The sequence below is a fragment of the Pseudomonas sp. KH_024_B2 genome, from assembly GCF_057839965.1.
This window is the reverse complement of record NZ_CM174502.1, coordinates 5,578,609-5,601,229: the sequence shown is the minus strand read 5'-3', so window position 1 is coordinate 5,601,229 and position 22,621 is coordinate 5,578,609. Positions and strand designations below refer to the sequence as shown.

The following is a 22,621-nucleotide window of genomic DNA, read 5'->3' as shown; positions in this document are numbered from 1 at the left end:
ATTCGTGCTGTTTTGCATCATCAGGAGACAAAGTCCTGTTCTTACTTCTGCTCACTCTGCGGCGTAACCCGCAGCACCTCCTCAATCGTAGTCAATCCGGCGGCGACTTTTTGTGCGCCGGACAGTCGCAGGCTGCGCATGCCTTCCTTGAACGCCTGGTGACGCACCGCCTGTAGATCGGTATCAGGGCTGATCAGTGCTTTGACGGTGTCGCTCAGCAGCATTATTTCGTAGACCCCGGCACGTCCTCGGTAACCGGTGTCGCGGCACTCCAGACAACCGATGGCCCGTTGGGCATTGGTTGGCATTGGCGCTTGCCAGGGCCTGGTCAGGGTTTGCCAATCGTCTTCGCCCAGGCTCAGCGGCGCTTTGCAGTGGGGGCAAAGGGTGCGCACCAGACGCTGGGCCATGACGCCGAGGACGGTGGCCTTGATCAGGTAATGCGGCACGCCGAGTTCCAGCAGGCGGCTAATGGCGCTGGGCGCGTCGTTGGTGTGCAACGTCGACAGGACCAAATGCCCCGTGAGTGCGGCCTGGATCGCCATTTCCGCGGTTTCCAGATCACGGATTTCGCCGATCATGATGATGTCCGGGTCTTGCCGCATCAGCGCCCGCACACCGCTGGCAAAGGTCAGGTCGATATTGTGCTGAACCTGCATCTGGTTGAACGCCGGTTCGACCATCTCGATCGGGTCTTCGATGGTGCAGAGGTTGACCTCGGGCGTCGCCAGTTTTTTCAGCGTGGTGTAGAGCGTGGTGGTTTTGCCCGAACCGGTGGGGCCGGTCACCAGAATGATGCCGTTGGGCTGGCGGGTCATGTCTTGCCAGCGGCGCAGGTCCTCTGCGGAGAAACCCAGCTGATCGAAATCCTTGAGCAGCACTTCCGGGTCGAAAATCCGCATGACCATTTTTTCGCCAAAGGCCGTCGGCAGCGTCGACAGCCGCAACTCGACTTCACCGCCGTCCGGGGTTTTGGTCTTGACCCGACCGTCCTGGGGTTTGCGCTTTTCCGCGACATTCATCCGGCCCAGGCTTTTCAGGCGGCTGACGATGGCCATGGTCACTTGCGGCGGGAATTGATAGACGTTGTGCAGCACGCCGTCGATGCGAAAGCGTACGGTGCCTTGCTCGCGACGGGGTTCGATGTGGATATCGCTGGCACGCTGCTGGAAGGCGTACTGGAACAGCCAGTCGACGATGTTGACGATGTGCGCGTCGTTGGCGTCCGGCTCCTGATCACTGGCGCCGAGGTTGAGCAACTGTTCGAAGTTGCCCAGGGTGCTCATTTTTTGATCAGCGTTGTTGGCGCCGCTGACCGACTTGGCCAGCCGGAAGAACTCCACGGTAAAGCGCTGAATGTCCGCCGGGTTGGCCACCACGCGTTTGATCGGCAGCTTCAGGACGTGAGTCAGATCGGCTTCCCAGGCTTTGACGTAAGGCTGCGCGCTGGCCACGGTCACCGCATCGCGGTCGATCGAAACAGCGAGAATCTTGTGGCGTTGGGCGAAGGCATAGGACATCAGCGCAGTGATGCGCGCGACGTTGATCTTCAGCGGATCGATGCGCAAATAAGGCTGACCGGCCTGCTGCGCGAGCCATAAAGTCAGGCTTTCCAGATCGAGCCGTTTACCGGGGCGGCTGAGGTCGTCGAGGTGTTGGCTGGCGAGAAACTCTAGCGGATGGAGCTGGTGGTTGGCGGCATTGCGTCGGGTACCCAATGCGTGTTCGGCCGAATCCTGGCTGATAAAGCCTTGGGCGACCAGTTCACGCAACAGATCATTGAGATCCAGCCAGCGGTCCTGAGTGAGGAGGGAAACGGACATGCGGGTTCCTTATGAACAATCCTGTAACTAGCGGTTTAGACGTGTGCGTCTCTGACCACAGATTGCCAAGAATAGTCCCCGGATGAGCCGACCGTTCGGCTATTGCCAAACCAGGCGTTGCGAATTCTTGCCGAGCGACCTCAGCCGAGCGCCTGTGCGGGCTGAGCCCATGAAGAATCAGCAGGTTGCAGATCCACCGAGCAGACACTGATCAAGTTACGCAATTTTTCAGCGATCACCTGGGCGCGGTGCCAGCTCAGCCCGTCGAGCGCCACATCGATCGACAGCAAATCGTTCTGCTGCAACACGTTGACCTGCTGCGGAACCAGAAACTGCAGGGCGAAATGGTTGAGTACCCGACACAGCAGATCCGGTTCAGCTTCGGCGAGCAGCTGATAGCGCACGCGGCAATGGGCGTTGCTGACGTTCCAGACATCGGCGCGGGTTGGGGGGCTGACAGCTTCGAGAGGGGGCATGTGGGTTCTCCAAATCATTGGAGAAATTTTTACATGCGATTCGCGGTATTTCTTATCTATGATTGGATTAATTGGTGATAAATCGAATTGAATAATTCGCCATTGGTTGGTTTAGGGGTTTTTATATGCATAGCGATCTCGACGCTTACGATCGACGGATTCTGGCACTGCTCCAGGAGGACGCCTCGCTCTCCAGCGCGCAAATCGCCGAACAGGTAGGGCTGTCGCAGTCGCCGTGCTGGCGACGGATTCAGCGGCTCAAGGAGGAGGGGGTGATTCGCGGGCAAGTGACGTTGCTGGATCGCAAGAAGATCGGCCTCAACACGCAGATCTTCGCCGAGATCAAACTCAACGCCCACGGTCGCTCCAACTTCACTGAATTCACCGAGGCGATTCGCGGCTTTCCAGAAGTATTGGAGTGCTATGTGTTGATGGGGTCAGTGGACTTTTTGCTGCGCATCGTGACGGCGGATATCGAGGCCTACGAGCGGTTTTTCTTCGAGAAACTGTCGATGGTGCCGGGGATTCAGGAGGTCAACTCGATCGTGGCTTTGTCTGAAATCAAATCCACGACGAGTTTGCCGGTGTAGCAGTGGGTTTGCGTTGAATCTTCTGACGTCTTCGCGGGCAAGCCCGCTCCCACAGGAGATGTGGGAGCGGGCTTGCCCGCGAAAGCGATCTTACATCCGCAGCAAAGTCTTCCAGGCACGGTTCTGATACACCGCAATCGCTTGCTGCTTGCGGGCATCGAGCGCTTCATCGGTGATTGGCTCGTTGGCCAGTTGCTGCAACTGTTTCAGCTCACCGTAGAGGCGATCCGTTTCCGGGATCTCCAGCACGCCACGCGCGTGATGCAGCCAGGCCTGGATGCGTTCGATACGCGGCAATTGCTCGGCCAGATCTTCCGGTTGTTGCTGGTAGCGCGGCAGTTGCAGGGCGACGGCTTCGTCGGCCAGCAGACGCGGCAACCAGTTGCCCAATTGCGCAGCGCCCTGGCGATTGCCACGAGTGTTGCGATCGGCAGCCCAGGCGCGGGCCAGCAGCCAGCGTGAAGTGTTCAGCGAGAACAGGCCCCAGCGAACGTCTTCCAGTTCTTCGGCGAACTGTTCCGGCGCGGCTTTGCGCACGTCTTCGTCGTCCTGACCGGCTTGTACCAGCGGACGCCAGTCTTCCAGCAACGCATCGAGCGAGACACGCAGGTCATGGGTCGACTGACGCGGTGCGGCCTGGCCGAGGCTGCCGATCAGCGCGCGCAGTTCGCTAAGGTTTTCTACCCAATCCTGCAGCAGGCGCCAGTGGCCGTTGAAACGGTATTGCTCGGCCAGACGCTGGCTGCTGCTCAGCAAGTGCCAGCTCAATGCCGCGAAGGCATCGTCCAGCGGCAGTTCAGTCGTCAGCTGCGCAGCGGGCAGGCTCAACGAATAGCTGTTGGCGTCGAACAGGCGATAGCCACGCTCGGCCTTGCTGATATCGCACGGCATCAGCGCCAGGGTGACGGCCAGTTCGGCGGCCAGTTCCAGCAGTGCGGCCGGCTCGCCTTCGCGCAGCTCCAGCTCCAGCTCGCAGATTTCTTCTTTCTGCTCGCCGGCGATCACGTGGCCCAGGTCCAGCGCGGCTTCGATGACCACTTTGGCCTTGCCACGGCCCCAGGCGATTTCGGCGCGTTCGCGGACGAAGTCGGTGGTGAAGATCGGCTTGAGGGTCTTTTTGTCCAGCTCGGCCAGTTGTTCCGGCCAGCATTCGCCGTCGAGTTTTTTTACGTCGAGCTTGGCTTTGGGCAGTTTCCAGTCGTATTCGTGACGCTCGGACAGACCGGCGATGCTTTGACCGCGGGTCTTGAGGGTCTGGATCACTTCTTCGCCATCACGACGCAGGCGCAGGGCAACCTTGGCCTGGGCCAGGTCGCGCTCCGGCGTGTCGAAGTACTGGTTCATCAGTTCACGGCGTTCCCAGCCACTTTTGTTGCGTTTTTTCAGTAACGGATGCTCGCGCAGGGCGGCGAGGGTTTCGCGGCTGACGCGGAGTTTGATTTCAGTTTCTTTCTGCATGGCCGGAAAATCCAGGATCGGGAGCGCAGCCGGGGGAATGTGTGGCTGCCAAGGTCGTGCAGTGTACAGGACTCACCGGCTCGACGTGCCGCGACGGTTTATTCCATGGTGCGGATAGCTCTATGATGAAGCTCGTCTGTGAAGTTTGGAGCCAGCGCATGCCTTTGCCATCCATGAAAGATCAGTTCGCTGCGCTGATCGCCGCGCCGTCGGTCAGTTGTACCCAGCCGAGCCTGGACCAATCCAACCGTGCGGTAATCGATCTGTTGGCGACCTGGCTCGGCGATCTGGGTTTTGCCTGCGACATCCAGCAGGTCAGCCCCGGCAAGTTCAATCTGCTCGCCAGCTTCGGCTCTGGTCCCGGTGGCCTGGTGCTGGCCGGACACAGCGATACGGTGCCGTACGACGGCGCGCTATGGCAGACCGATCCGCTGAAGCTGACCGAAGTCGATGGCCGCTGGATTGGCCTGGGCAGCTGCGACATGAAGGGCTTTTTTGCGCTGGCCATCGAAGCCGTCCTGCCGCTGCTGGACAAGTCGTTCAAGCAACCATTGCTGATCCTCGCTACCTGCGACGAAGAAAGCTCCATGGCCGGCGCTCGTGCACTGGCCGCAGCGGGTCGGCCGCTGGGACGTGCAGCGGTGATCGGCGAGCCGACCGGGCTCAAGCCGATTCGTCTGCACAAAGGCGTGATGATGGAGCGCATCGATATTCTCGGGCAAAGCGGCCACTCATCGGACCCCCGCCTGGGTCATAGCGCGCTGGAAGCCATGCACGACGCCATGGGTGAACTGCGCGGCTTGCGCCTGGCGTGGCAACGCGAGTATCGCAATCCGCAGTTCAGCGTGCCGCAGCCGACCCTGAATTTTGGCTGTATCCACGGTGGCGACAACCCCAACCGGATTTGCGGCCAATGCTCGCTGGAATTCGACCTGCGACCCCTGCCGGGCATGGACCCGCAAGTGTTGCGCGCAGCGATCCGGCAGAAGCTCGAGGCTGTGGCCGAGTGGCATCAGGTGAAGATCGATTACGCGCCGTTATTCCCCGAAGTGCCGCCTTTCGAGCAAGCTGCGGACTGCGAATTGGTCCGGGTCGCGGAAAGACTCACCGGCCACCTTGCCGAAGCAGTAGCGTTTGGCACCGAAGCGCCTTATCTTCAGCGTCTTGGCTGCGAAACCCTGGTGCTCGGCCCTGGCGATATCGCCTGCGCCCACCAACCGGGGGAATATCTCGAAATGTCACGTTTGCAGCCTACCGTGCATCTATTACGTCAACTGATCGAACATTACTGCCTGACACCGGCGCCGCTCGTATAAATTGCGGCCCGATAAATTGCCAGTGTCCCAACCCGTACTTATGAGGAGAGCGCGCGTGTCGCCAAGCCTGTTCCGACGATAACCATCAGCCCGCTGTGCGTTTTCTGTTTCGCCCTTTTTTCGGCTGCTATTTATTACAGGCCCAGGTTCATGCCCGATTACGTCAATTGGCTTCGTCACGCTTCTCCGTACATCAACGCCCACCGCGATTGCACCTTTGTCGTCATGCTTCCTGGCGACGGGGTCGAGCATCCGAACTTCGGCAATATCGTCCACGACCTGGTGCTGTTGCACAGCCTGGGCGTGCGGCTGGTGCTGGTTCATGGCTCGCGCCCGCAAATTGAAACCCGTCTCGCGGCTCGAGGCCTGACCCCGCATTACCACCATGGCCTGCGCATCACCGATGCGGCGACTCTGGAGTGCGTCATCGATGCGGTCGGCCACCTGCGGATCGCTATTGAAGCGCGCCTGTCGATGGACATGGCTTCTTCGCCGATGCAGGGCTCGCGCCTGCGGGTGGCGGGCGGCAATCTGGTGACTGCCCGGCCGATTGGCGTGCTTGAAGGTGTCGATTATCACCACACCGGCGAAGTGCGTCGGGTCGACCGCAAGGGCATCAACCGCCTGCTGGATGAGCGTTCGATCGTGCTGTTGTCGCCGCTGGGCTATTCGCCGACCGGGGAAATTTTCAACCTCGCTTGCGAAGATGTCGCCACCCGCGCAGCCATTGACCTGGGGGCGGACAAGCTGCTGCTGTTCGGCGCGGATCTCGGTCTGATCGACGAAAATGGTCGGCTGGTCCGTGAGCTGCGTCCGCAACAGGTGCCGGCGCATCTGCAGCGCCTGGGCAGCAACTATCAAGCTGAGCTGCTGGATGCGGCAGCTGAAGCTTGCCGGGGTGGTGTGGCTCGCAGTCATATCGTCAGCTACGCCGAAGACGGCGCGCTGCTGACCGAACTGTTCACCCGCGACGGTGGCGGTACGCTGGTGGCTCAGGAGCAATTCGAGATTGTGCGCGAAGCGGCCATCGAAGACGTCGGCGGTCTGCTGGATCTGATCAGTCCGCTGGAAGAGCAGGGCATCCTGGTACGCCGTTCCCGCGAAGTGCTGGAGCGCGAGATCGAACAGTTCAGTGTGGTCGAGCGCGAGGGGATGATTATCGCCTGTGCGGCGCTGTATCAAATTGCCGATTCGGACGCGGGGGAGCTGGCTTGCCTGGCGGTGAACCCGGAATACCGCCACGGCGGTCGTGGTGATGAATTGCTCGAGCGAATCGAAACCCGCGCCCGGGCTCAGGGGCTGAAAACCTTGTTCGTGCTGACCACGCGTACCGCGCACTGGTTCCGCGAGCGTGGCTTCGTGCCTAGCAGCGTCGAGCGCCTGCCCTCGGCCCGAGCTTCGCTGTACAACTATCAGCGTAATTCGAAGATCTTCGAAAAGACCTTATAACTGCGCCTGAAAAAGTCCCGTAGGAGCGAGGTTGATCGTTCCCACGCTCTGCGTGGGAATGCCTCACTGGACGCTCTGCGTCCGCTTCGACAGTGACGCGGAGCGTCATGGGCTGCATTCCCATGCGGGAGCGTGGGAACGATCAATACCGCGAATAATCCGCCAGCACCATCTCACCACCACGCTTCCAGACTGTGACTATTTCTGCTGTCTGAAAAAAATGCGAGAGACACACAAACTGTAACAATTTGACTAGATGATGCGCGTTTTAGCATGATGGCGTCGCTTTTTTGATCGCGGGTGACGTATGAGGCATACGCAAAAGCTAAGCGATCTAAAGAAATCATTACAAATACCATTTAGGAATTAGCTTATGAGCCGACACCCGGTGTCTGGTTCGGTTGAGTGATGCCAAGTGTTATTCCTTAATCGTATAAAAATGAATGAAACAATTCTTTTTGGCTTTATGAAAAAATCATTACCCTGCACGAAATCGATCACCGCGACCGGTTAGACCTTGGTCGTAGACACGCTTGGTTACGATTGACTTGCGAGTCACGGTACGGCGCTAATCGCGCACTGCGGATCCAGGGCGTTAGACCCAGGACCAAAGAACAGAAGAATTAGAAACGAGAGGAGCGAAACAATGAACAAGTCCACGTTGGCCATGGCTGTGGCCATTGGGGTTTTGGCGCAGCAGGCAGGCGCCGCTGGTTTTGTTGAAGACAGCAAAGCCACTTTGGGGCTGCGTAACTTCTACATCAACAACGATAACCGTGACTCCGGCACCAAAGCCGCAGGCGCTCAGAACAAACAAGAAGAGTGGGGCCAAGGCTTCATCTTCAACTTCACTTCGGGTTACACCCAAGGCACCGTGGGCTTCGGTCTGGACGCTATCGGTCTGCTGGGCGTGAAGCTGGATTCGGGCGGCGGCACCAACGGTGCGGGCAAGAACACCTACGGTGGCACTGTGTTCCCTACCGAGTCGACCAGTGGCAAAAACGCTCAGGCAGTGGATGAGTTCTCCAGCCTGGGCCTGACTGCAAAAGCCAAGATCTCCCAGACCGAACTGAAACTGGGTACTTTGCAGCCAAAACTGCCTGTCATCGTGACCAACGATGGTCGTCTGCTGCCGCAGACCTTCCAGGGTGGTCAGATCACTACCAACGAGATCAAGGACCTGACACTGGTTGGCGGTCAGATTGAGCATGCCAAAGGCCGTAACTCGACTAACAACGAAGGTCTGTCCATCCCGGGCGCCAACGGCGGTTCGAACTTCAACAACGGCAAGTTCAGCAACAAGTTCTACTACGCCGGTGGCGACTACAAGATCACCAAGGATCTGACCGCTCAGTACTACTACGGCAACCTGGAAGATTTCTACACGCAGCACTTCCTGGGTCTGACCCACAACTGGGCATTGCCAGTGGGTAGCCTGAAGTCCGATCTGCGTTACTTCAACAGTGATTCCGATGGCAAGAACGCCAGTCAGGAAGGTCGTCTGGCAGGCTACCGCGCCACCGGCGTTCATAACGACCGTGAAGTCGATAACCGTACCTGGAGTACGAAATTCACCTATAGCCTGCAAGGCCACGCCCTCAGCGCTGGTTATCAACGTGTGAATGGCACCAGCGACTTCCCATACCTGAACCAGGGTGACGGTGCCAGCAGCTACCTGATCACTGACTCGCAGATCGGCAAGTTTCAGCGTGCCGGCGAGCGCACCTGGTTGGCTCAATACGCTTATGACTTCGCTACCGTTGGCTTGCCAGGCCTGACCACTTCCGTGATCTACCTCAAGGGTGACAACGTGAACGCTGCCACTGGTAGTGACACAGGTGAATGGGAGCGCGACTTCTCCATTGGTTATGTTGTTCCGTCAGGCACTTTCAAAGGTGTAGGCCTGGCGTGGAAAAACGCTTCCCTGCGCTCCGACGTTACCGGTCAGCGTGACCAGGACGAAAACCGTTTGATCGTCAGCTACTCGATCCCACTGTTGTAATACCGCGTTGAAACCTCGCCCGGCGCAACGCCGGGCGAGGTGTTTCTCCAAGTCAGACTCACCCTGCAAGCCCTCCTAGAAACCCTTTGTTGCAGCTATTCCAGACCTTCTCGCCCCCAGAATGAGAGGATGGTCTTCGCGTGTTCGTGCGTCCGCTGAAGATCTGTTTTATATTCTAATTACTTATAAACAAATCGATATTTATTCTTTTTAATTAGTCTTCTGCGCAGGCACAGTAGGTTCAATAAGCACTCACAAGGAGCAGTACCATGAGCCTCAGACTTGGCGATATCGCCCCCGACTTCGAACAGGAGTCCAGCGCCGGCACGATTCGTTTTCACCAGTGGCTCGGCGATAGCTGGGGCGTGCTGTTTTCCCATCCCGCGGATTTCACCCCGGTGTGCACCACGGAGCTTGGTTTCACCGCCAGGCTCAAGGACGAATTCGCCAGTCGCGGCGTCAAGGCCATTGCCCTGTCGGTCGACCCGGTGGACTCGCACCACAAGTGGATCGAGGACATCAATGAAACGCAAAACACCCTCGTCAACTTCCCGATCCTCGCTGACGCTGATCGCAAGGTCTCTGACCTCTACGACCTGATCCACCCTAATGCCAACGACACCTTGACCGTGCGTTCGCTGTTCGTGATCGATCCGAACAAAAAGGTGCGCCTGACCATTACCTATCCGGCCAGTACCGGACGTAACTTCCATGAAATCTTGCGGGTGATCGATTCGCTGCAGCTCACCGACAACTACAAAGTGGCCACGCCGGCCAACTGGCAGGACGGTGATGAGGTGGTGATCGTGCCATCGCTCAAGGATGAAGAAGAGCTCAGGAAACGCTTCCCGAAAGGTTATCGCGCAGTGAAACCGTATCTGCGACTGACGCCGCAGCCTAACCGCTGAATCTCAGTCAGTTTCTTTGTGTTGCTGACACCGCCTTCGCGGGCAAGCCCGCTCCCACAGGAGTACGCGGTCAAATGTGGGAGCGGGCTTGCCCGCGAAGGCGGATTGACAGTCGCCGCAAAACTCAAGGTCCACAAAGCAGGGGTTTTCAGGTCGTTTCGACGGCCTGTTTTTTTGTCTGTAGAAATGTTCTTGTCTATGCATTTAAAGAATAAACAAATGAATAAATAAGATTTATAGATATATAAATCACCTGTTAAGGTCTGTTCATCCCAGCGAAATCGCAGTGAGCGAATCGCCAATAAGCCCTGAGGAATTATCTGCATGCTGGTCGTCTCACTCGGTGGAAGTCCCAGTCAGCGCTCCCGTTCCGGGGTGTTGCTGGACTATTCCAAACGCTGGTTACAGCAGCAAGGTGTGGAGGTGGTGAGTTATCAGGTACGGGACTTCCCGGCCGAAGATTTGCTCCACGCACGCTTCGGCAGCCCGATGGTGATCGACCTGCTGCAACAGATTGCCAACGCCGATGGCTTGCTGATCGCCACGCCGGTTTACAAAGCGTCATTCTCTGGCGCACTGAAGACCGTGCTCGATCTGCTGCCGGAGCGTGCACTGAGCCACAAGGTGGTATTGCCCATGGCCACCGGCGGCAGCATTGCTCACATGCTGGCGGTGGATTACGCGCTCAAACCGGTGTTGTCGGCGCTGAAGGCCCAGGAAATGCTTCACGGGATTTTCGCCGAAGACAGCCAGATCGCTTATGGCGAAGGCAGCGCCCAGGCGCAGCTGGTGCCGATATTGGAGCGACGTTTGAACGAGGCACTGGAGCAGTTCTACAGCGCGATGGCGCGGCGGCCACAGCCGATTGATCCGAATCTGTTGAATGAACGTCTGTTGAGTGCTCGCTGGAGCATTTAAGTCTCACCCGAATGTGAAGTACTCACCTTACTCCGCCGCTAACGGCCAAGCAGGTGCAGCCATAACCCCAACAGCAAAAAGGAGAGCGCTATGCGCACTGTCATTTTGCGTCGTGGTCTGGTCGCTCTGTTTGCTGCGGCTGTGTCCCTCGGCGTTATTACTCAAGCCGAAGCCGAGAGCTTGCGCATCGGCTATCAGAAATACGGCACCCTGGTGCTGCTCAAAGCCAAGGGCTCGCTGGAGAAACGTCTGGCAGAGCAGGGCGTTCAGGTGCAATGGACTGAATTCCCCGGCGGCCCGCAACTGCTCGAAGGGCTGAACGTCGGCTCCATCGATTTCGGCGTGACCGGCGAAACCCCGCCCGTGTTCGCTCAGGCGGCCGGTGCCGATCTGCTCTACGTGGCTTATGAGCCGCCAGCGCCGACCAGCGAAGCGATCCTCGTCCCGAAAGACTCGCCGATCAAATCGGTGCAGGATCTCAAGGGCAAAAAGGTCGTCCTCAACAAAGGTTCCAACGTTCACTATCTATTGGTTCGCGCCCTCGAAGACGCCGGCCTCAAATACACCGACATCCAGACCGTATTCCTGCCACCGGCCGATGCCCGCGCTGCGTTCGAACGTGGCAGCGTCGATGCCTGGGTGATCTGGGACCCGTACCAGGCCGCCGCCGAACAGCAACTGCAAGCACGCACCCTGCGTGACGGCAGCGGCATCGTCGACAACCATCAGTTCTACCTGGCAACCAAGCCTTACGCCGAAAAGCACCCGCAAGTGATCAAGGCGCTGGTGGAAGAAGTGCGTGCCGTCGGCGAATGGTCCAAGGCCAACCCTGAAGACGTGACCAAACAGGTTTCGCCACTGCTTGGCCTGCCCGCGGACATCACCCTGACCTCGGTGAAACGCCAGGGCTACGGCGCACTGTTCCTCACCCCGGAAGTGGTCGCCGCTCAGCAAAAAATCGCCGACAGCTTTTACCAACTCAAGCTGATCCCGAAACCGCTGAGCATCAAAGACGTGATCTGGACGCCACCTGCGACCGTTGCCAAAGCGCCGTAATTCGAATTCCTTGGGAGACAACTCCATGAGCCTCAATATTTTCTGGTTCCTGCCCACTCACGGCGATGGTCATTACCTTGGCACCGCCGAAGGCGCTCGCGCCGTTGATCATGGCTATTTGCAGCAGGTCGCTCAAGCGGCGGATCGCCTGGGTTTCGGCGGGGTGCTGATCCCCACCGGACGCTCCTGCGAAGATTCCTGGCTGGTTGCTGCGTCGCTGATCCCGGTGACTCAGCGGTTGAAGTTTCTGGTCGCGCTGCGCCCCGGGATCATTTCCCCAACAGTGGCGGCGCGTCAGGCGGCGACCCTGGATCGGTTGTCCGGCGGTCGTGCGCTGTTCAATCTGGTGACGGGGGGCGATCCGGATGAATTGGCTGGCGACGGGTTGTTCCTCAGCCATGAAGAGCGCTATCAGGCATCAGTAGAGTTCACCCGCATCTGGCGGCGGGTACTGGAAGGCGAGACCGTCGATTATGACGGTCAGCACATCAGCGTGAAGGGCGCGAAGTTGCTCTATCCGCCGATTCAGCAACCGCGTCCGCCGCTGTATTTCGGTGGTTCTTCGCAAGCGGCGCAGGACCTTGCGGCCGAACAGGTCGAGATGGTGCTGACCTGGGGCGAGCCACCGGCCGCCGTTGCAGAGAAGATTGAACAGGTGCGAGCCAAGGCTGCGAAGCTTGGACGGACCCTGCGCTTCGGCATTCGTCTGCATGTGATCGTTCGCGAAACCAACGCCGAGGCCTGGCAAGCAGCGGACCGACTGATCTCTCATCTGGATGAGGAGACCATCGCTCGCGCCCAGGCTTCTTTGGCGCGTTTCGACTCGGTGGGCCAGCAACGCATGGCGGCGCTGCATGGCGGGAGCCGCGACAATCTGGAAGTCAGCCCGAACCTCTGGGCGGGTGTCGGTCTGGTGCGCGGCGGTGCCGGTACGGCGCTGGTTGGCGATGGTCCGACCGTGGCGGCGCGGGTCAAGGAATACGCGGATCTGGGCATCGATACCTTTATCTTTTCCGGTTATCCACATCTGGAAGAGTCGTATCGAGTGGCTGAGCTGCTGTTCCCGCACCTGGACATCGAACGTCCGGAACTGCCGAAAAGCAGCGGTTACGTCAGCCCGTTTGGCGAAATGGTCGCCAATGACATTCTTCCTAAAGCTGCGTCCCAGAGCTGAGGCGCGGCCATGAAGAACGTAAAACTTAGCCATAGCCTCGCGCCGTGGGCCTTGCCGGTGTTGTTGCTGGCGGTGTGGCAGTTGTCGGTATCGGCAGGCTGGTTGTCGACGCGGATTCTGCCGGCACCGAGCGCGGTGATCGAGGCCGGTGCACGGCTGATTAGCAGCGGTGACATCTGGACCCATCTGGCAATCAGTGGCTGGCGCGCGGCGGTCGGTTTCCTGATCGGTGGCGGTATTGGTCTGGCCCTGGGCTTTATCAGCGGTTTGTCGAAATGGGGCGAACGCCTGCTCGACAGTTCGGTGCAGATGATCCGCAACGTGCCGCATCTGGCGCTGATTCCGCTGGTGATTCTGTGGTTCGGCATCGATGAGTCGGCGAAGATTTTTCTGGTGGCGTTGGGCACCTTGTTCCCGATCTACCTCAACACCTATCACGGCATTCGCAACGTCGACCCGGCGTTGGTGGAAATGGCCCGCAGTTATGGTTTGTCCGGTTTCGGCCTGTTCCGTCAGGTGATTCTGCCGGGCGCGCTGCCTTCGATTCTGGTGGGTGTGCGCTTCGCGCTGGGCTTCATGTGGCTGACGTTGATCGTCGCCGAAACCATCTCTGCCAGTTCCGGCATTGGCTATCTGGCGATGAATGCCCGGGAGTTTTTGCAGACTGACGTGGTGGTGCTGGCGATCCTGTTGTACGCGGTGCTCGGTAAATTGGCCGACCTCGCGGCCCGTGGTCTGGAGCGGGTCTGGTTGCGCTGGCATCCGGCCTATCAAGTGGCCAAAGGCGGTGCGGTATGACGGCTCAACAACCGCCTCGCCTGCTGCGCGGGATTCCGCTGGCGGTGCGCAAGCTGCAAAAAACCTTTGGCCAGCGCCAGGTGCTGCATGAGATCGATCTGCATATTCCGGCCGGCCAGTTTGTCGCGGTGGTTGGTCGCAGCGGCTGCGGAAAAAGCACCTTGTTGCGCTTGCTCGCCGGCCTCGATAAACCCACCGGCGGTGAATTGCTCGCAGGTTCCGCACCGCTGAGTCAGGCGATCGAAGACACCCGTTTGATGTTCCAGGAAGCGCGTTTGCTGCCCTGGAAAAAAGTCATCGACAACGTTGGCCTCGGGCTCAAGGGCAACTGGCGACCCAAAGCACTGCAAGCGCTGGAAGCGGTCGGCCTGGCGGATCGCGCCAACGAGTGGCCGGCGGCCTTGTCCGGTGGGCAGAAGCAGCGTGTCGCGCTGGCCCGCGCCTTGATTCACCAGCCTCGGTTGCTGTTACTCGACGAACCGCTGGGCGCACTGGATGCGCTGACCCGAATCGAGATGCAGCAATTGATCGAAGGCCTTTGGCAGAAACATGGATTCACCGTGCTGCTGGTGACCCACGACGTCAGTGAAGCCGTGGCGATTGCTGATCGGGTGATCCTGATCGAAGAGGGCGAAGTCGGCCTCGATCTGCAGGTAGAGCTGCCGCGCCCTCGGGCTCGCGGTTCGCACCGGCTGGCGGCGCTGGAAACCGAAGTCCTTGGCCGCGTGTTGTCGCTCCCCGGTTCGCCACCTGAGCCGGAACCCGTTTCACCCTTGCCCACGCAATTGCGCTGGGCTCAATAACTCAACTTCAAAAACCTTTTACCCAAACAGGAATACCGCTCATGACTATTAAAGCCATCAACGTTCGCAACCAGTTCAAAGGCACCATAAAGGAAATCGTGGAGGGTGATGTCCTGTCGGAAATCGACGTGCAGACCGCTTCCGGCGTGGTCACTTCGGTGATCACCACGCGCTCGGTCAAGGAGTTGGAACTGGTGGTCGGCAGTGAAGTGATCGCCTTCGTGAAATCCACCGAGGTATCGATCGCCAAGTTGTAAGCAGTGCGCAATGGACAACCCCGAATGGTTTAAGCCCTTCGGGGTTTTTTGGGTGTTTGTCTGTGGATCGGTGGTGCGGCCATCGCGAGCTTGCTCGCGAAGGGGCCAGTGGAGCCAGCAAAGAAATCAGACTGGAATAGTGCGCTTGGGCAAATACGGCGGCAGATACAACCCCAGATAAGCATCGAACACCCGCATCCCTTCTTCAGCCATACGCGGGGTGATCTGCCCATGCTGTTGCACCGAACGGGCGTAGACACGATCGCCCAGCTCCATGGCCAGGGCGAAGACGTCGACATCCTTGGGCAATACCGGCAACTGGAAATGCTGATCGAACAGTTTATGCATCAGGTCGCCGAGCTCGATGTCGTGCTGACGGTCGGCCTGGGTGACTTCGGTCAGACCGTGCTGGGCGAGGATCAGTTGGCGGGCGGCGGCGTCTTCGCTGTAAATGCTTAGCATACGTTGCTCTACCAGTCGCGACAGGTCACGCCAGTTGTTGAGCGATGCATGTTCGATAGGCGCTTGCAGGCAGGCGCGAAAAGCCGCGTGGACATCAGCAGTCAGGGCTTCGAGCAGGGCCGGGACGCTGGCAAAGAAGTGATAGACCGACGACGGCGGGATCTGCGCACCGGCAGCCACGCTGTAGATCGACAGGCTGGCCACGCCCTCGGCGGCAAGCAGCGTGCGGGCTGCGTCGAGTATCGAGTCGATCCGGGCCTGGCTGCGTGCGCGGGGTTTGCGGATAGTGGCGGGGCGCGTCATTTGAGTCTCCTGCGGGGCAGCGGGCATTGTACGCAGAGCGTGAGGATGATCCATACCCTGTGGCGAGGGAGCTTGCTCCCGCTGGGTCGCGCAGCGGCCCCAAATCCTGCGACCGCGTTCTGTCAGGCAGACGGTGCCAGCAGGTTTTACGACTGCTACGCAGCCGAGCGGGAGCAAGCTCCCTCGCCACAGGGTTTTGTGAATATCCATAAAAAAACGCCGCAGGCTTTTCGGCCGGCGGCGTTGTTTTTACTGCAACCGCTTACACGGTATGCAGGTACCAGTTGTACTCGAGGTCGGAGATGGAGTGTTCGAACTCCTCCAGCTCGCTCTCTTTACAGGCGACGAAGATGTCGATGTATTTCGGATCGATGTACTTGGCCATGACTTCGCTGTCGTCCAGCTCACGCAAGGCATCGCGCAGGTTGTTCGGCAGGCTCTGCTCATTTTGCTCGTAGGAGTTGCCTTCGACCGGAGCGCCAGGTTCGATCTTGTTGACCAGACCGTGGTGCACGCCGGCCAGAACCGAAGCCATCAACAGATACGGGTTGGCGTCGGCGCCGGCAACGCGGTGCTCCAGACGTACCGCATCGGCCGAACCGGTCGGTACGCGCAACGCAACGGTCCGGTTATCCAGACCCCAGCATGGCGAGTTCGGCACATAGAACTGTGCGCCGAAACGACGGTACGAGTTGACGTTCGGGCAGAGGAAGGCCATCTGCGCCGGTAGGGTCTCGAGCACACCGCCGATCGCGTGACGCAGTGCGGCGTTCTGCTCGGGATCCTCACTGGCAAAGATGTTCTTGCCTTCTTTATCAAGGATCGAAATGTGTACGTGCAGACCATTACCTGCCTGGCCCGGGTAAGGCTTGGCCATGAAGGTGGTGTCCATCTCATGGTCGTAGGCGATGTTTTTGATCAGACGTTTGAGCAGTACCGCGTAATCGCAGGCCTTGATCGGGTCGGCAACGTGATGCAGGTTCACTTCGAACTGCGCCGGAGCACTTTCCTTGACGATCGCGTCGGCCGGAATGCCTTGCTCTTTCGCACCTTCCAGAATGTCCTGGAGGCAGTCGACGTATTCGTCGAGGTCGTCGATCAGGTAGACCTGGGTCGAGTGCGGGCGTTTGCCGGAGATTGGCGAGCGGGGCGGTTGTGGCCGGCCATTCACGTTCTCCTGGTCGATCAGGTAGAACTCCAGCTCGAATGCGGCGCAGATGGTCAAACCCATGTCGTCGAACTTGCTGACGACCTGGCGCAGGACTTCGCGAGGGTCGGCGAAGAAGGGTTCACCTTCGATTTCGTGCATGGTCATTAACAGTTGCGCGGTCGGGCGCTTCTGCCAGGGTTCATTGCACAGGGTGTCAGGGATTGGATAACAGATTCGGTCAGCATCACCGATGTCCAGGCCCAGGCCGGTGCTTTCTACCGTCGAGCCATTGATATCCAGAGCAAATAAAGAGGCCGGCAGGTTGATGCCTTTCTCGTAAACCTTGTGGAGGCTGGTGCGTTCAATGCGCTTGCCGCGCACCACACCATTCATATCCGCAATCAGAAGGTCAACGTACAGAACCTCAGGATGTTCCTTAAGGAACGCGTTCGCTTCGTTAAGCTGAACGGCACGCGGGGGTACCGACATGATGCAACACCTTTGTTGTTAAAAATATCAATCATTGATCTCTTCAGATTCCAGTCAACCCGAACGGCATGCCGAAGTCAAGCGAGGCCTTTTTTGCCCTCAAAAAGCGCTCGAAAGGCATTTTTGGGGCAATTTAGGGCGTTTTTATGCCTTTAGCATCTTTGGCGTCCACAGCCTTGAGCGGGCCGTGTTGTATTTTTTACGGGGGTGTTGTGTAAAAAAATGAACAAGGCTAAGCTCGATTCAAACCCATAACAGCAATAATACCGGGGTGCTTCATGTCACGCCTGCCGTTAATCGGCGTCACCGCCTGCTCTAAGCAGATCGGTTTGCATGCTTATCACATCAGTGGCGATAAGTACGTCCGTGCAGTCGCCGTTGCTGCCAAGGGCTTGCCATTGATTCTTCCGTCCCTGGCGGAACTGCTCGATCCGACCGATATTCTTGACGGTCTGGACGGCATCCTCTTTACCGGCTCACCTTCCAACGTCGAACCCTTTCACTATAGCGGACCTGCCAGTGCGCCGGGGACTGCTCATGATCCTGCACGCGATCGCACCACCCTCCCGTTGATTCGTGCCGCAGTAGCGGCGGGCGTTCCGATGCTCGGGATTTGCCGCGGTTTCCAGGAAATGAACGTGGCGTTCGGCGGCAGTCTGCATCAGAAGGTTCATGAGGTTGGCACATTCATGGACCATCGTGAGGACAATAACGATCCTCTCGAAGTGCAGTACGCGCCCAGCCATCCGATGCATATCGAGCCGGGTGGCGTACTGGCGGGTCTGGGCCTGCCGAGCGAAATTTCCGTCAATTCGATTCATGGTCAGGGCGTTGAGCGTCTGGCGCCGGGTCTGCGTGTCGAGGCCAGGGCTCCGGATGGGTTGATCGAGGCTCTGTCTGTCGAGAAGGGCGGGACCGCAGGAGGCAAGGCCTTTGCTTTAGGTGTGCAATGGCACCCTGAATGGCAAGTGACCGCCAATCCTCATTACCTTGCCATCTTCCAGGCATTTGGCGATGCCTGTCGAAAGCGGGCAATACAACGCGACGCGGATGCGTCAACCAGCGCCTGACTCCAACGAGTCAGGAAACTCAAGCCTAGAGGCATTTATGAGTAACAACCTCGACCAGCTCACCGATTGGTTGAAAGACCATAAGATCACAGAAGTCGAATGCATGATTGGCGACCTTACCGGGATTACCCGCGGCAAGATCTCGCCGACCAACAAGTTCATCGCCGAGAAGGGCATGCGCCTGCCCGAGAGTGTGCTGTTGCAAACAGTGACGGGCGACTATGTCGAAGACGACATCTATTACGAACTCCTCGATCCGGCAGACATCGACATGATCTGCCGTCCCGATCAGAACGCGGTATTTCTCGTGCCTTGGGCCATCGAGCCCACGGCCCAGGTGATTCACGACACCTACGACAAGCAGGGCAACCCGATCGAGTTGTCGCCGCGCAACGTGCTCAAGAAAGTCCTGAAACTCTATTCCGATAGAGGCTGGCAGCCAATCGTGGCGCCAGAAATGGAGTTCTACCTGACCAAGCGCTGCGAGGACCCGGACTTCCCGTTGCAGCCGCCGATTGGCCGCTCCGGCCGCCCGGAAACCGGTCGCCAGTCCTTCTCTATAGAAGCTGCCAACGAATTCGACCCATTGTTCGAAGACGTCTACGACTGGTGCGAACTGCAGGAGCTGGATCTCGACACGCTGATCCACGAAGACGGCACGGCGCAGATGGAAATCAACTTCCGTCATGGCGATGCCTTGTCCCTGGCCGACCAGATTCTGGTGTTCAAGCGGACCATGCGCGAAGCGGCGCTCAAGCACAACGTGGCCGCGACCTTCATGGCCAAGCCGATGACCGGTGAACCGGGCAGTGCGATGCACTTGCACCAGAGCATCATCGACATCGAGACCGGTAAAAACGTCTTCTCCAATGAAGACGGGAGCATGAGCGAGTTGTTCCTGCACCACATCGGTGGCTTGCAGAAGTTCATCCCCGAGCTGCTGCCGCTGTTCGCGCCGAACGTCAACTCGTTCCGCCGCTTCCTGCCGGACACCTCGGCGCCGGTGAACGTTGAGTGGGGCGAAGAGAACCGCACCGTCGGCCTGCGCGTGCCGGATGCCGGCCCGCAGAACCGTCGGGTGGAAAACCGCCTGCCGGGTGCCGATGCCAACCCGTACCTGGCCATCGCTGCGAGCCTGCTCTGTGGTTACATCGGCATGGTTGAGGCCATTGATGCGAGCGCACCGGTGGTCGGGCGTGGTTACGAGCGACGCAATCTGCGTCTGCCGCTGACCATCGAAGATGCGCTGGACCGCATGGAACACAGCGCCACCATCGAGAAGTACCTGGGCAAGAAATTCATTACTGGCTACGTCGCGGTCAAGCGGGCCGAGCATGAAAACTTCAAGCGCGTGATCAGTTCGTGGGAGCGGGAATTCCTGCTCTTCGCCGTCTGATGCGCCGGGTGCGGCTGCTCCAGGCCGCACCCTCACTGAACTTTGGGAGAATTGGTATGACCAGCAACAACCCGCAAACCCGTAAATGGCAAATCCTGAGCAATGATCACCACCTGGCCCCTTTCAGCGACTTCAAACAGCTGAAAGTGAAAGGCCCGCGGATCATCACCAACGCCAAAGGCGTTTACCTCTGGGACAGCGAAGGCAACAAGATCCTCGACGGCATGGCCGGCCTCTGGTGTGTGGCCATCGGTTACGGGCGCGATGAGCTGGCCGATGCTGCCAGCAAACAAATGCGTGAACTGCCTTATTACAACCTGTTCTTCCAGACCGCTCACCCGCCGGTGCTGGAATTGGCCAAGGCCATCGCCGACATCGCACCGGAAGGCATGAACCACGTGTTCTTCACCGGTTCCGGCTCCGAAGGCAACGACACCATGCTGCGTATGGTCCGCCACTACTGGGCGATCAAAGGCCAGCCGAACAAGAAAGTCATCATCAGCCGCATCAACGGTTACCACGGTTCGACCGTGGCCGGCGCAAGCCTGGGCGGCATGACCTATATGCACGAACAGGGCGACTTGCCGATTCCGGGGATCGTCCACATCCCGCAGCCATACTGGTTCGGTGAAGGCGGCGACATGACGCCTGAAGAGTTCGGTGTCTGGGCTGCCGATCAGTTGGAGAAGAAGATCCTCGAGCTGGGTGTCGACAATGTCGGTGCCTTTATTGCCGAACCGATCCAAGGTGCGGGCGGCGTGATCGTGCCGCCAGAAAGCTACTGGCCGCGCATTAAGGAAATCCTCGCCAAGTACGACATTCTGTTCGTCGCCGATGAGGTGATCTGTGGTTTCGGCCGTACCGGTGAGTGGTTCGGTAGCGATTTCTACGACCTCAAGCCGGACATGATGACCATCGCCAAGGGCCTGACCTCCGGTTATATCCCGATGGGTGGCCTGATCGTGCGTGACGAAGTGGTCGAGGTGCTTAACGAAGGGGGTGATTTCAACCACGGTTTCACTTACTCCGGGCACCCGGTAGCGGCGGCGGTCGCACTGGAAAACATCCGCATCCTGCGCGACGAGAAAATTATCGAGCGCGTCCATGCAGAAACGGCACCCTATTTGCAGAAACGTCTACGGGAACTGAACGATCACCCGCTGGTGGGGGAAGTTCGTGGTGTCGGCCTGTTGGGGGCCATCGAGTTGGTTCAGGACAAGGCCACCCGTGCGCGGTATGTCGGGAAGGGCGTCGGCATGATCTGCCGGCAATTCTGCTTCGACAACGGCCTGATCATGCGCGCCGTGGGCGACACCATGATCATTGCTCCGCCGCTGGTGATCAGCCATGCCGAGATCGACGAGCTGATAACCAAAGCTCGCAAGTGTCTGGATCTGACTCTGAGTGCATTGCAAGGCTAAGTGCTAGGCTCTGAGCGAGGGCGCAACGTTGCACTTTCGCTCGGAGCAATCGCAAGGACGGGTCTTTCCTTGAAAGCCTGCCCTGGATCTTGCCAGACTACCGGTTGTTTTAGTTGCCCAGGAATCGGCCGCTGGCTCTTGGTTAACAAGAACGTGGTTAAAAAGAATAATTGGAGCATGACGCATGAAGGCATTAGGTATGAAACTAGCTGGCAAGACACTCCTCGCCTTGTCCCTGATGGGCGTGATGGCGGGTGCAGCCCAAGCCGATGACAAGGTGCTGCACGTGTATAACTGGTCCGATTACATCGCACCGGATACCGTCAAGAAGTTTGAAGCCGAGTCAGGGATCAAGGTTGTTTACGACGTTTTCGACAGTAACGAAACCCTGGAAGCCAAATTGCTGGCGGGCAAGTCCGGTTACGACATCGTCGTACCGTCCAACAACTTCCTGGCCAAACAGATCAAGGCCGGGGTGTACCAGAAGCTGGACAAGTCCAAGCTGACTAACTGGAAAAACCTCAACGAGTCGCTGCTCAAGGCAGTATCGGTGAGTGACCCGGGCAACGAACATGCCTTCCCTTACATGTGGGGTTCGATCGGTATCGGTTTCAACGCCGACAAGGTCAAGGCTGCACTGGGTGCCAATGCGCCAACCAACTCCTGGGATCTGCTGTTCAAACCTGAAAACGCCGCCAAGTTGAAGTCGTGCGGTATTAGTTTCCTTGATTCGCCAACCGAGATGATTCCGGTGGCGCTGCACTACCTGGGCTATCCAACCGACAGCCAGGACAAGAAACAACTGGCTGAAGCCGAAGCGCTATTCCTGAAAATCCGGCCTTCGGTGGGCTACTTCCACTCGTCCAAGTACATCTCCGACCTTGCCAACGGCAACATCTGCGTAGCCGTGGGTTACTCGGGCGACATCTACCAGGCCAAGGCTCGTGCAGAAGAAGCCGGTGGCAAAGTCAAAGTCAGCTACAACATTCCGAAAGAAGGTGCCGGCAGCTTCTACGACATGGTCGCTATCCCCAAGGATGCGGAAAACGTCGAAGGTGCCCACAAGTTCATGAACTTCCTGATGAAGCCGGAAATCATGGCTGAAATCACCGATGCCGTGCAGTTCCCGAACGGTAACGCGGCAGCCACTGCACTGGTCAGTAAAGAGATCACCAGCGACCCGGGCATTTATCCGCCTGCGGACGTGCAGGCCAAGTTGTATGCCATTGCCGACTTGCCCGCGGCTACCCAGCGAATCCTGACTCGCAGCTGGACCAAGATCAAATCGGGTAAATAAGTTAA

At 58.5% G+C, this 22,621-nt stretch carries 20 protein-coding genes; 15 read left to right on the top strand and 5 right to left on the bottom strand.

The annotated features are described in order from the left end of the window. Window positions 1-41: 41 nt before the first annotated feature. A complete protein-coding gene (gene tfpB, locus AC3I0A_RS26045) occupies window positions 42-1,823 on the bottom strand; it encodes a type IV pilus assembly ATPase TfpB (RefSeq protein ID WP_489375379.1) in 1,782 nt (593 codons plus the stop codon). A gap of 140 nt (window positions 1,824-1,963) precedes the next feature. Then, the gene (locus tag AC3I0A_RS26040; RefSeq protein WP_489375378.1) at window positions 1,964-2,299 is read right to left on the bottom strand and encodes a hypothetical protein; all 336 of its coding nucleotides are present in this window, start codon (window positions 2,297-2,299) and stop codon (window positions 1,964-1,966) included. Between the two features lie 125 nt (window positions 2,300-2,424). On the opposite strand from AC3I0A_RS26040, the gene AC3I0A_RS26035 reads away from it, so the two are divergent. Beyond that, window positions 2,425-2,889, top strand: a complete 465-nt coding sequence (locus AC3I0A_RS26035) for an Lrp/AsnC family transcriptional regulator (protein WP_489375377.1) — start codon at window positions 2,425-2,427, stop codon at window positions 2,887-2,889. Between the two features lie 90 nt (window positions 2,890-2,979). Here AC3I0A_RS26035 and AC3I0A_RS26030 read toward each other — a convergent pair whose 3' ends face one another. Then, entirely contained in the window at window positions 2,980-4,347 is a 1,368-nt protein-coding gene (locus AC3I0A_RS26030) for a CYTH domain-containing protein (RefSeq protein ID WP_489375376.1), read from the bottom strand. A gap of 158 nt (window positions 4,348-4,505) precedes the next feature. On the opposite strand from AC3I0A_RS26030, the gene argE reads away from it, so the two are divergent. From argE to AC3I0A_RS25980, 10 genes are all read left to right on the top strand, one after another. Continuing rightward, the gene (gene argE / locus AC3I0A_RS26025; RefSeq protein ID WP_489375375.1) at window positions 4,506-5,663 is read left to right on the top strand and encodes an acetylornithine deacetylase; all 1,158 of its coding nucleotides are present in this window, start codon (window positions 4,506-4,508) and stop codon (window positions 5,661-5,663) included. Window positions 5,664-5,813: 150 nt separating this feature from the next. Then, on the top strand, window positions 5,814-7,112 hold the full coding sequence (gene argA / locus AC3I0A_RS26020; protein ID WP_489375374.1) for an amino-acid N-acetyltransferase: 1,299 nt from the start codon (window positions 5,814-5,816) through the stop codon (window positions 7,110-7,112). A 646-nt stretch (window positions 7,113-7,758) separates the two neighbouring features. Then, on the top strand, window positions 7,759-9,114 hold the full coding sequence (locus AC3I0A_RS26015; protein WP_489375373.1) for an OprD family porin: 1,356 nt from the start codon (window positions 7,759-7,761) through the stop codon (window positions 9,112-9,114). 269 nt (window positions 9,115-9,383) lie between these two features. Beyond that, window positions 9,384-10,022, top strand: a complete 639-nt coding sequence (locus tag AC3I0A_RS26010; protein WP_489375372.1) for a peroxiredoxin — start codon at window positions 9,384-9,386, stop codon at window positions 10,020-10,022. A gap of 324 nt (window positions 10,023-10,346) precedes the next feature. Further along, on the top strand, window positions 10,347-10,940 hold the full coding sequence (gene ssuE / locus AC3I0A_RS26005; protein WP_489375371.1) for an NADPH-dependent FMN reductase: 594 nt from the start codon (window positions 10,347-10,349) through the stop codon (window positions 10,938-10,940). 90 nt (window positions 10,941-11,030) lie between these two features. Next, the gene (locus tag AC3I0A_RS26000; protein ID WP_489375370.1) at window positions 11,031-11,996 is read left to right on the top strand and encodes a sulfonate ABC transporter substrate-binding protein; all 966 of its coding nucleotides are present in this window, start codon (window positions 11,031-11,033) and stop codon (window positions 11,994-11,996) included. Between the two features lie 25 nt (window positions 11,997-12,021). Beyond that, window positions 12,022-13,170: an FMNH2-dependent alkanesulfonate monooxygenase gene (ssuD, locus tag AC3I0A_RS25995; protein WP_489375369.1), complete on the top strand. Its 1,149-nt coding sequence runs from the start codon at window positions 12,022-12,024 to the stop codon at window positions 13,168-13,170. Window positions 13,171-13,179: 9 nt separating this feature from the next. Further along, window positions 13,180-13,968 (top strand): aliphatic sulfonate ABC transporter permease SsuC, encoded by a 789-nt coding sequence (ssuC, locus tag AC3I0A_RS25990; protein ID WP_489375368.1) that lies wholly within the window; start codon window positions 13,180-13,182, stop codon window positions 13,966-13,968. Beyond that, on the top strand, window positions 13,965-14,771 hold the full coding sequence (ssuB, locus tag AC3I0A_RS25985; protein ID WP_489375367.1) for an aliphatic sulfonates ABC transporter ATP-binding protein: 807 nt from the start codon (window positions 13,965-13,967) through the stop codon (window positions 14,769-14,771). The genes ssuC and ssuB overlap by 4 nt, the downstream gene beginning before the upstream one ends. Before the next feature lie 41 nt (window positions 14,772-14,812). Beyond that, window positions 14,813-15,028 carry a TOBE domain-containing protein gene (locus AC3I0A_RS25980; protein ID WP_419113863.1) on the top strand — a complete coding sequence of 72 codons (216 nt, stop codon included), beginning with the start codon at window positions 14,813-14,815 and terminating at the stop codon, window positions 15,026-15,028. 126 nt (window positions 15,029-15,154) lie between these two features. Here the strand turns inward: AC3I0A_RS25980 and AC3I0A_RS25975 are convergent, their stop codons facing one another. Both AC3I0A_RS25975 and AC3I0A_RS25970 read right to left on the bottom strand, forming a co-directional pair. After that, window positions 15,155-15,793, bottom strand: coding sequence for a TetR/AcrR family transcriptional regulator (locus AC3I0A_RS25975; protein ID WP_489375366.1), 639 nt, complete (start codon window positions 15,791-15,793; stop codon window positions 15,155-15,157). A 262-nt stretch (window positions 15,794-16,055) separates the two neighbouring features. Continuing rightward, the gene (locus tag AC3I0A_RS25970; RefSeq protein ID WP_489375365.1) at window positions 16,056-17,432 is read right to left on the bottom strand and encodes a glutamine synthetase family protein; all 1,377 of its coding nucleotides are present in this window, start codon (window positions 17,430-17,432) and stop codon (window positions 16,056-16,058) included. Between the two features lie 278 nt (window positions 17,433-17,710). Between AC3I0A_RS25970 and AC3I0A_RS25965 the strand changes: the two genes are divergently transcribed. The 4 genes from AC3I0A_RS25965 (at window position 17,711) to AC3I0A_RS25950 (ending at window position 22,616) form a co-directional block, all read left to right on the top strand. Next, a complete protein-coding gene (locus tag AC3I0A_RS25965; protein WP_489375364.1) occupies window positions 17,711-18,502 on the top strand; it encodes a gamma-glutamyl-gamma-aminobutyrate hydrolase family protein in 792 nt (263 codons plus the stop codon). Window positions 18,503-18,539: 37 nt separating this feature from the next. Then, entirely contained in the window at window positions 18,540-19,898 is a 1,359-nt protein-coding gene (locus AC3I0A_RS25960) for a glutamine synthetase family protein (protein ID WP_489375363.1), read from the top strand. A 56-nt stretch (window positions 19,899-19,954) separates the two neighbouring features. After that, the gene (locus AC3I0A_RS25955) at window positions 19,955-21,319 is read left to right on the top strand and encodes an aspartate aminotransferase family protein (RefSeq protein WP_489375362.1); all 1,365 of its coding nucleotides are present in this window, start codon (window positions 19,955-19,957) and stop codon (window positions 21,317-21,319) included. A gap of 199 nt (window positions 21,320-21,518) precedes the next feature. Continuing rightward, window positions 21,519-22,616: a polyamine ABC transporter substrate-binding protein gene (locus tag AC3I0A_RS25950; RefSeq protein WP_489378603.1), complete on the top strand. Its 1,098-nt coding sequence runs from the start codon at window positions 21,519-21,521 to the stop codon at window positions 22,614-22,616. Window positions 22,617-22,621: the final 5 nt, after the last annotated feature.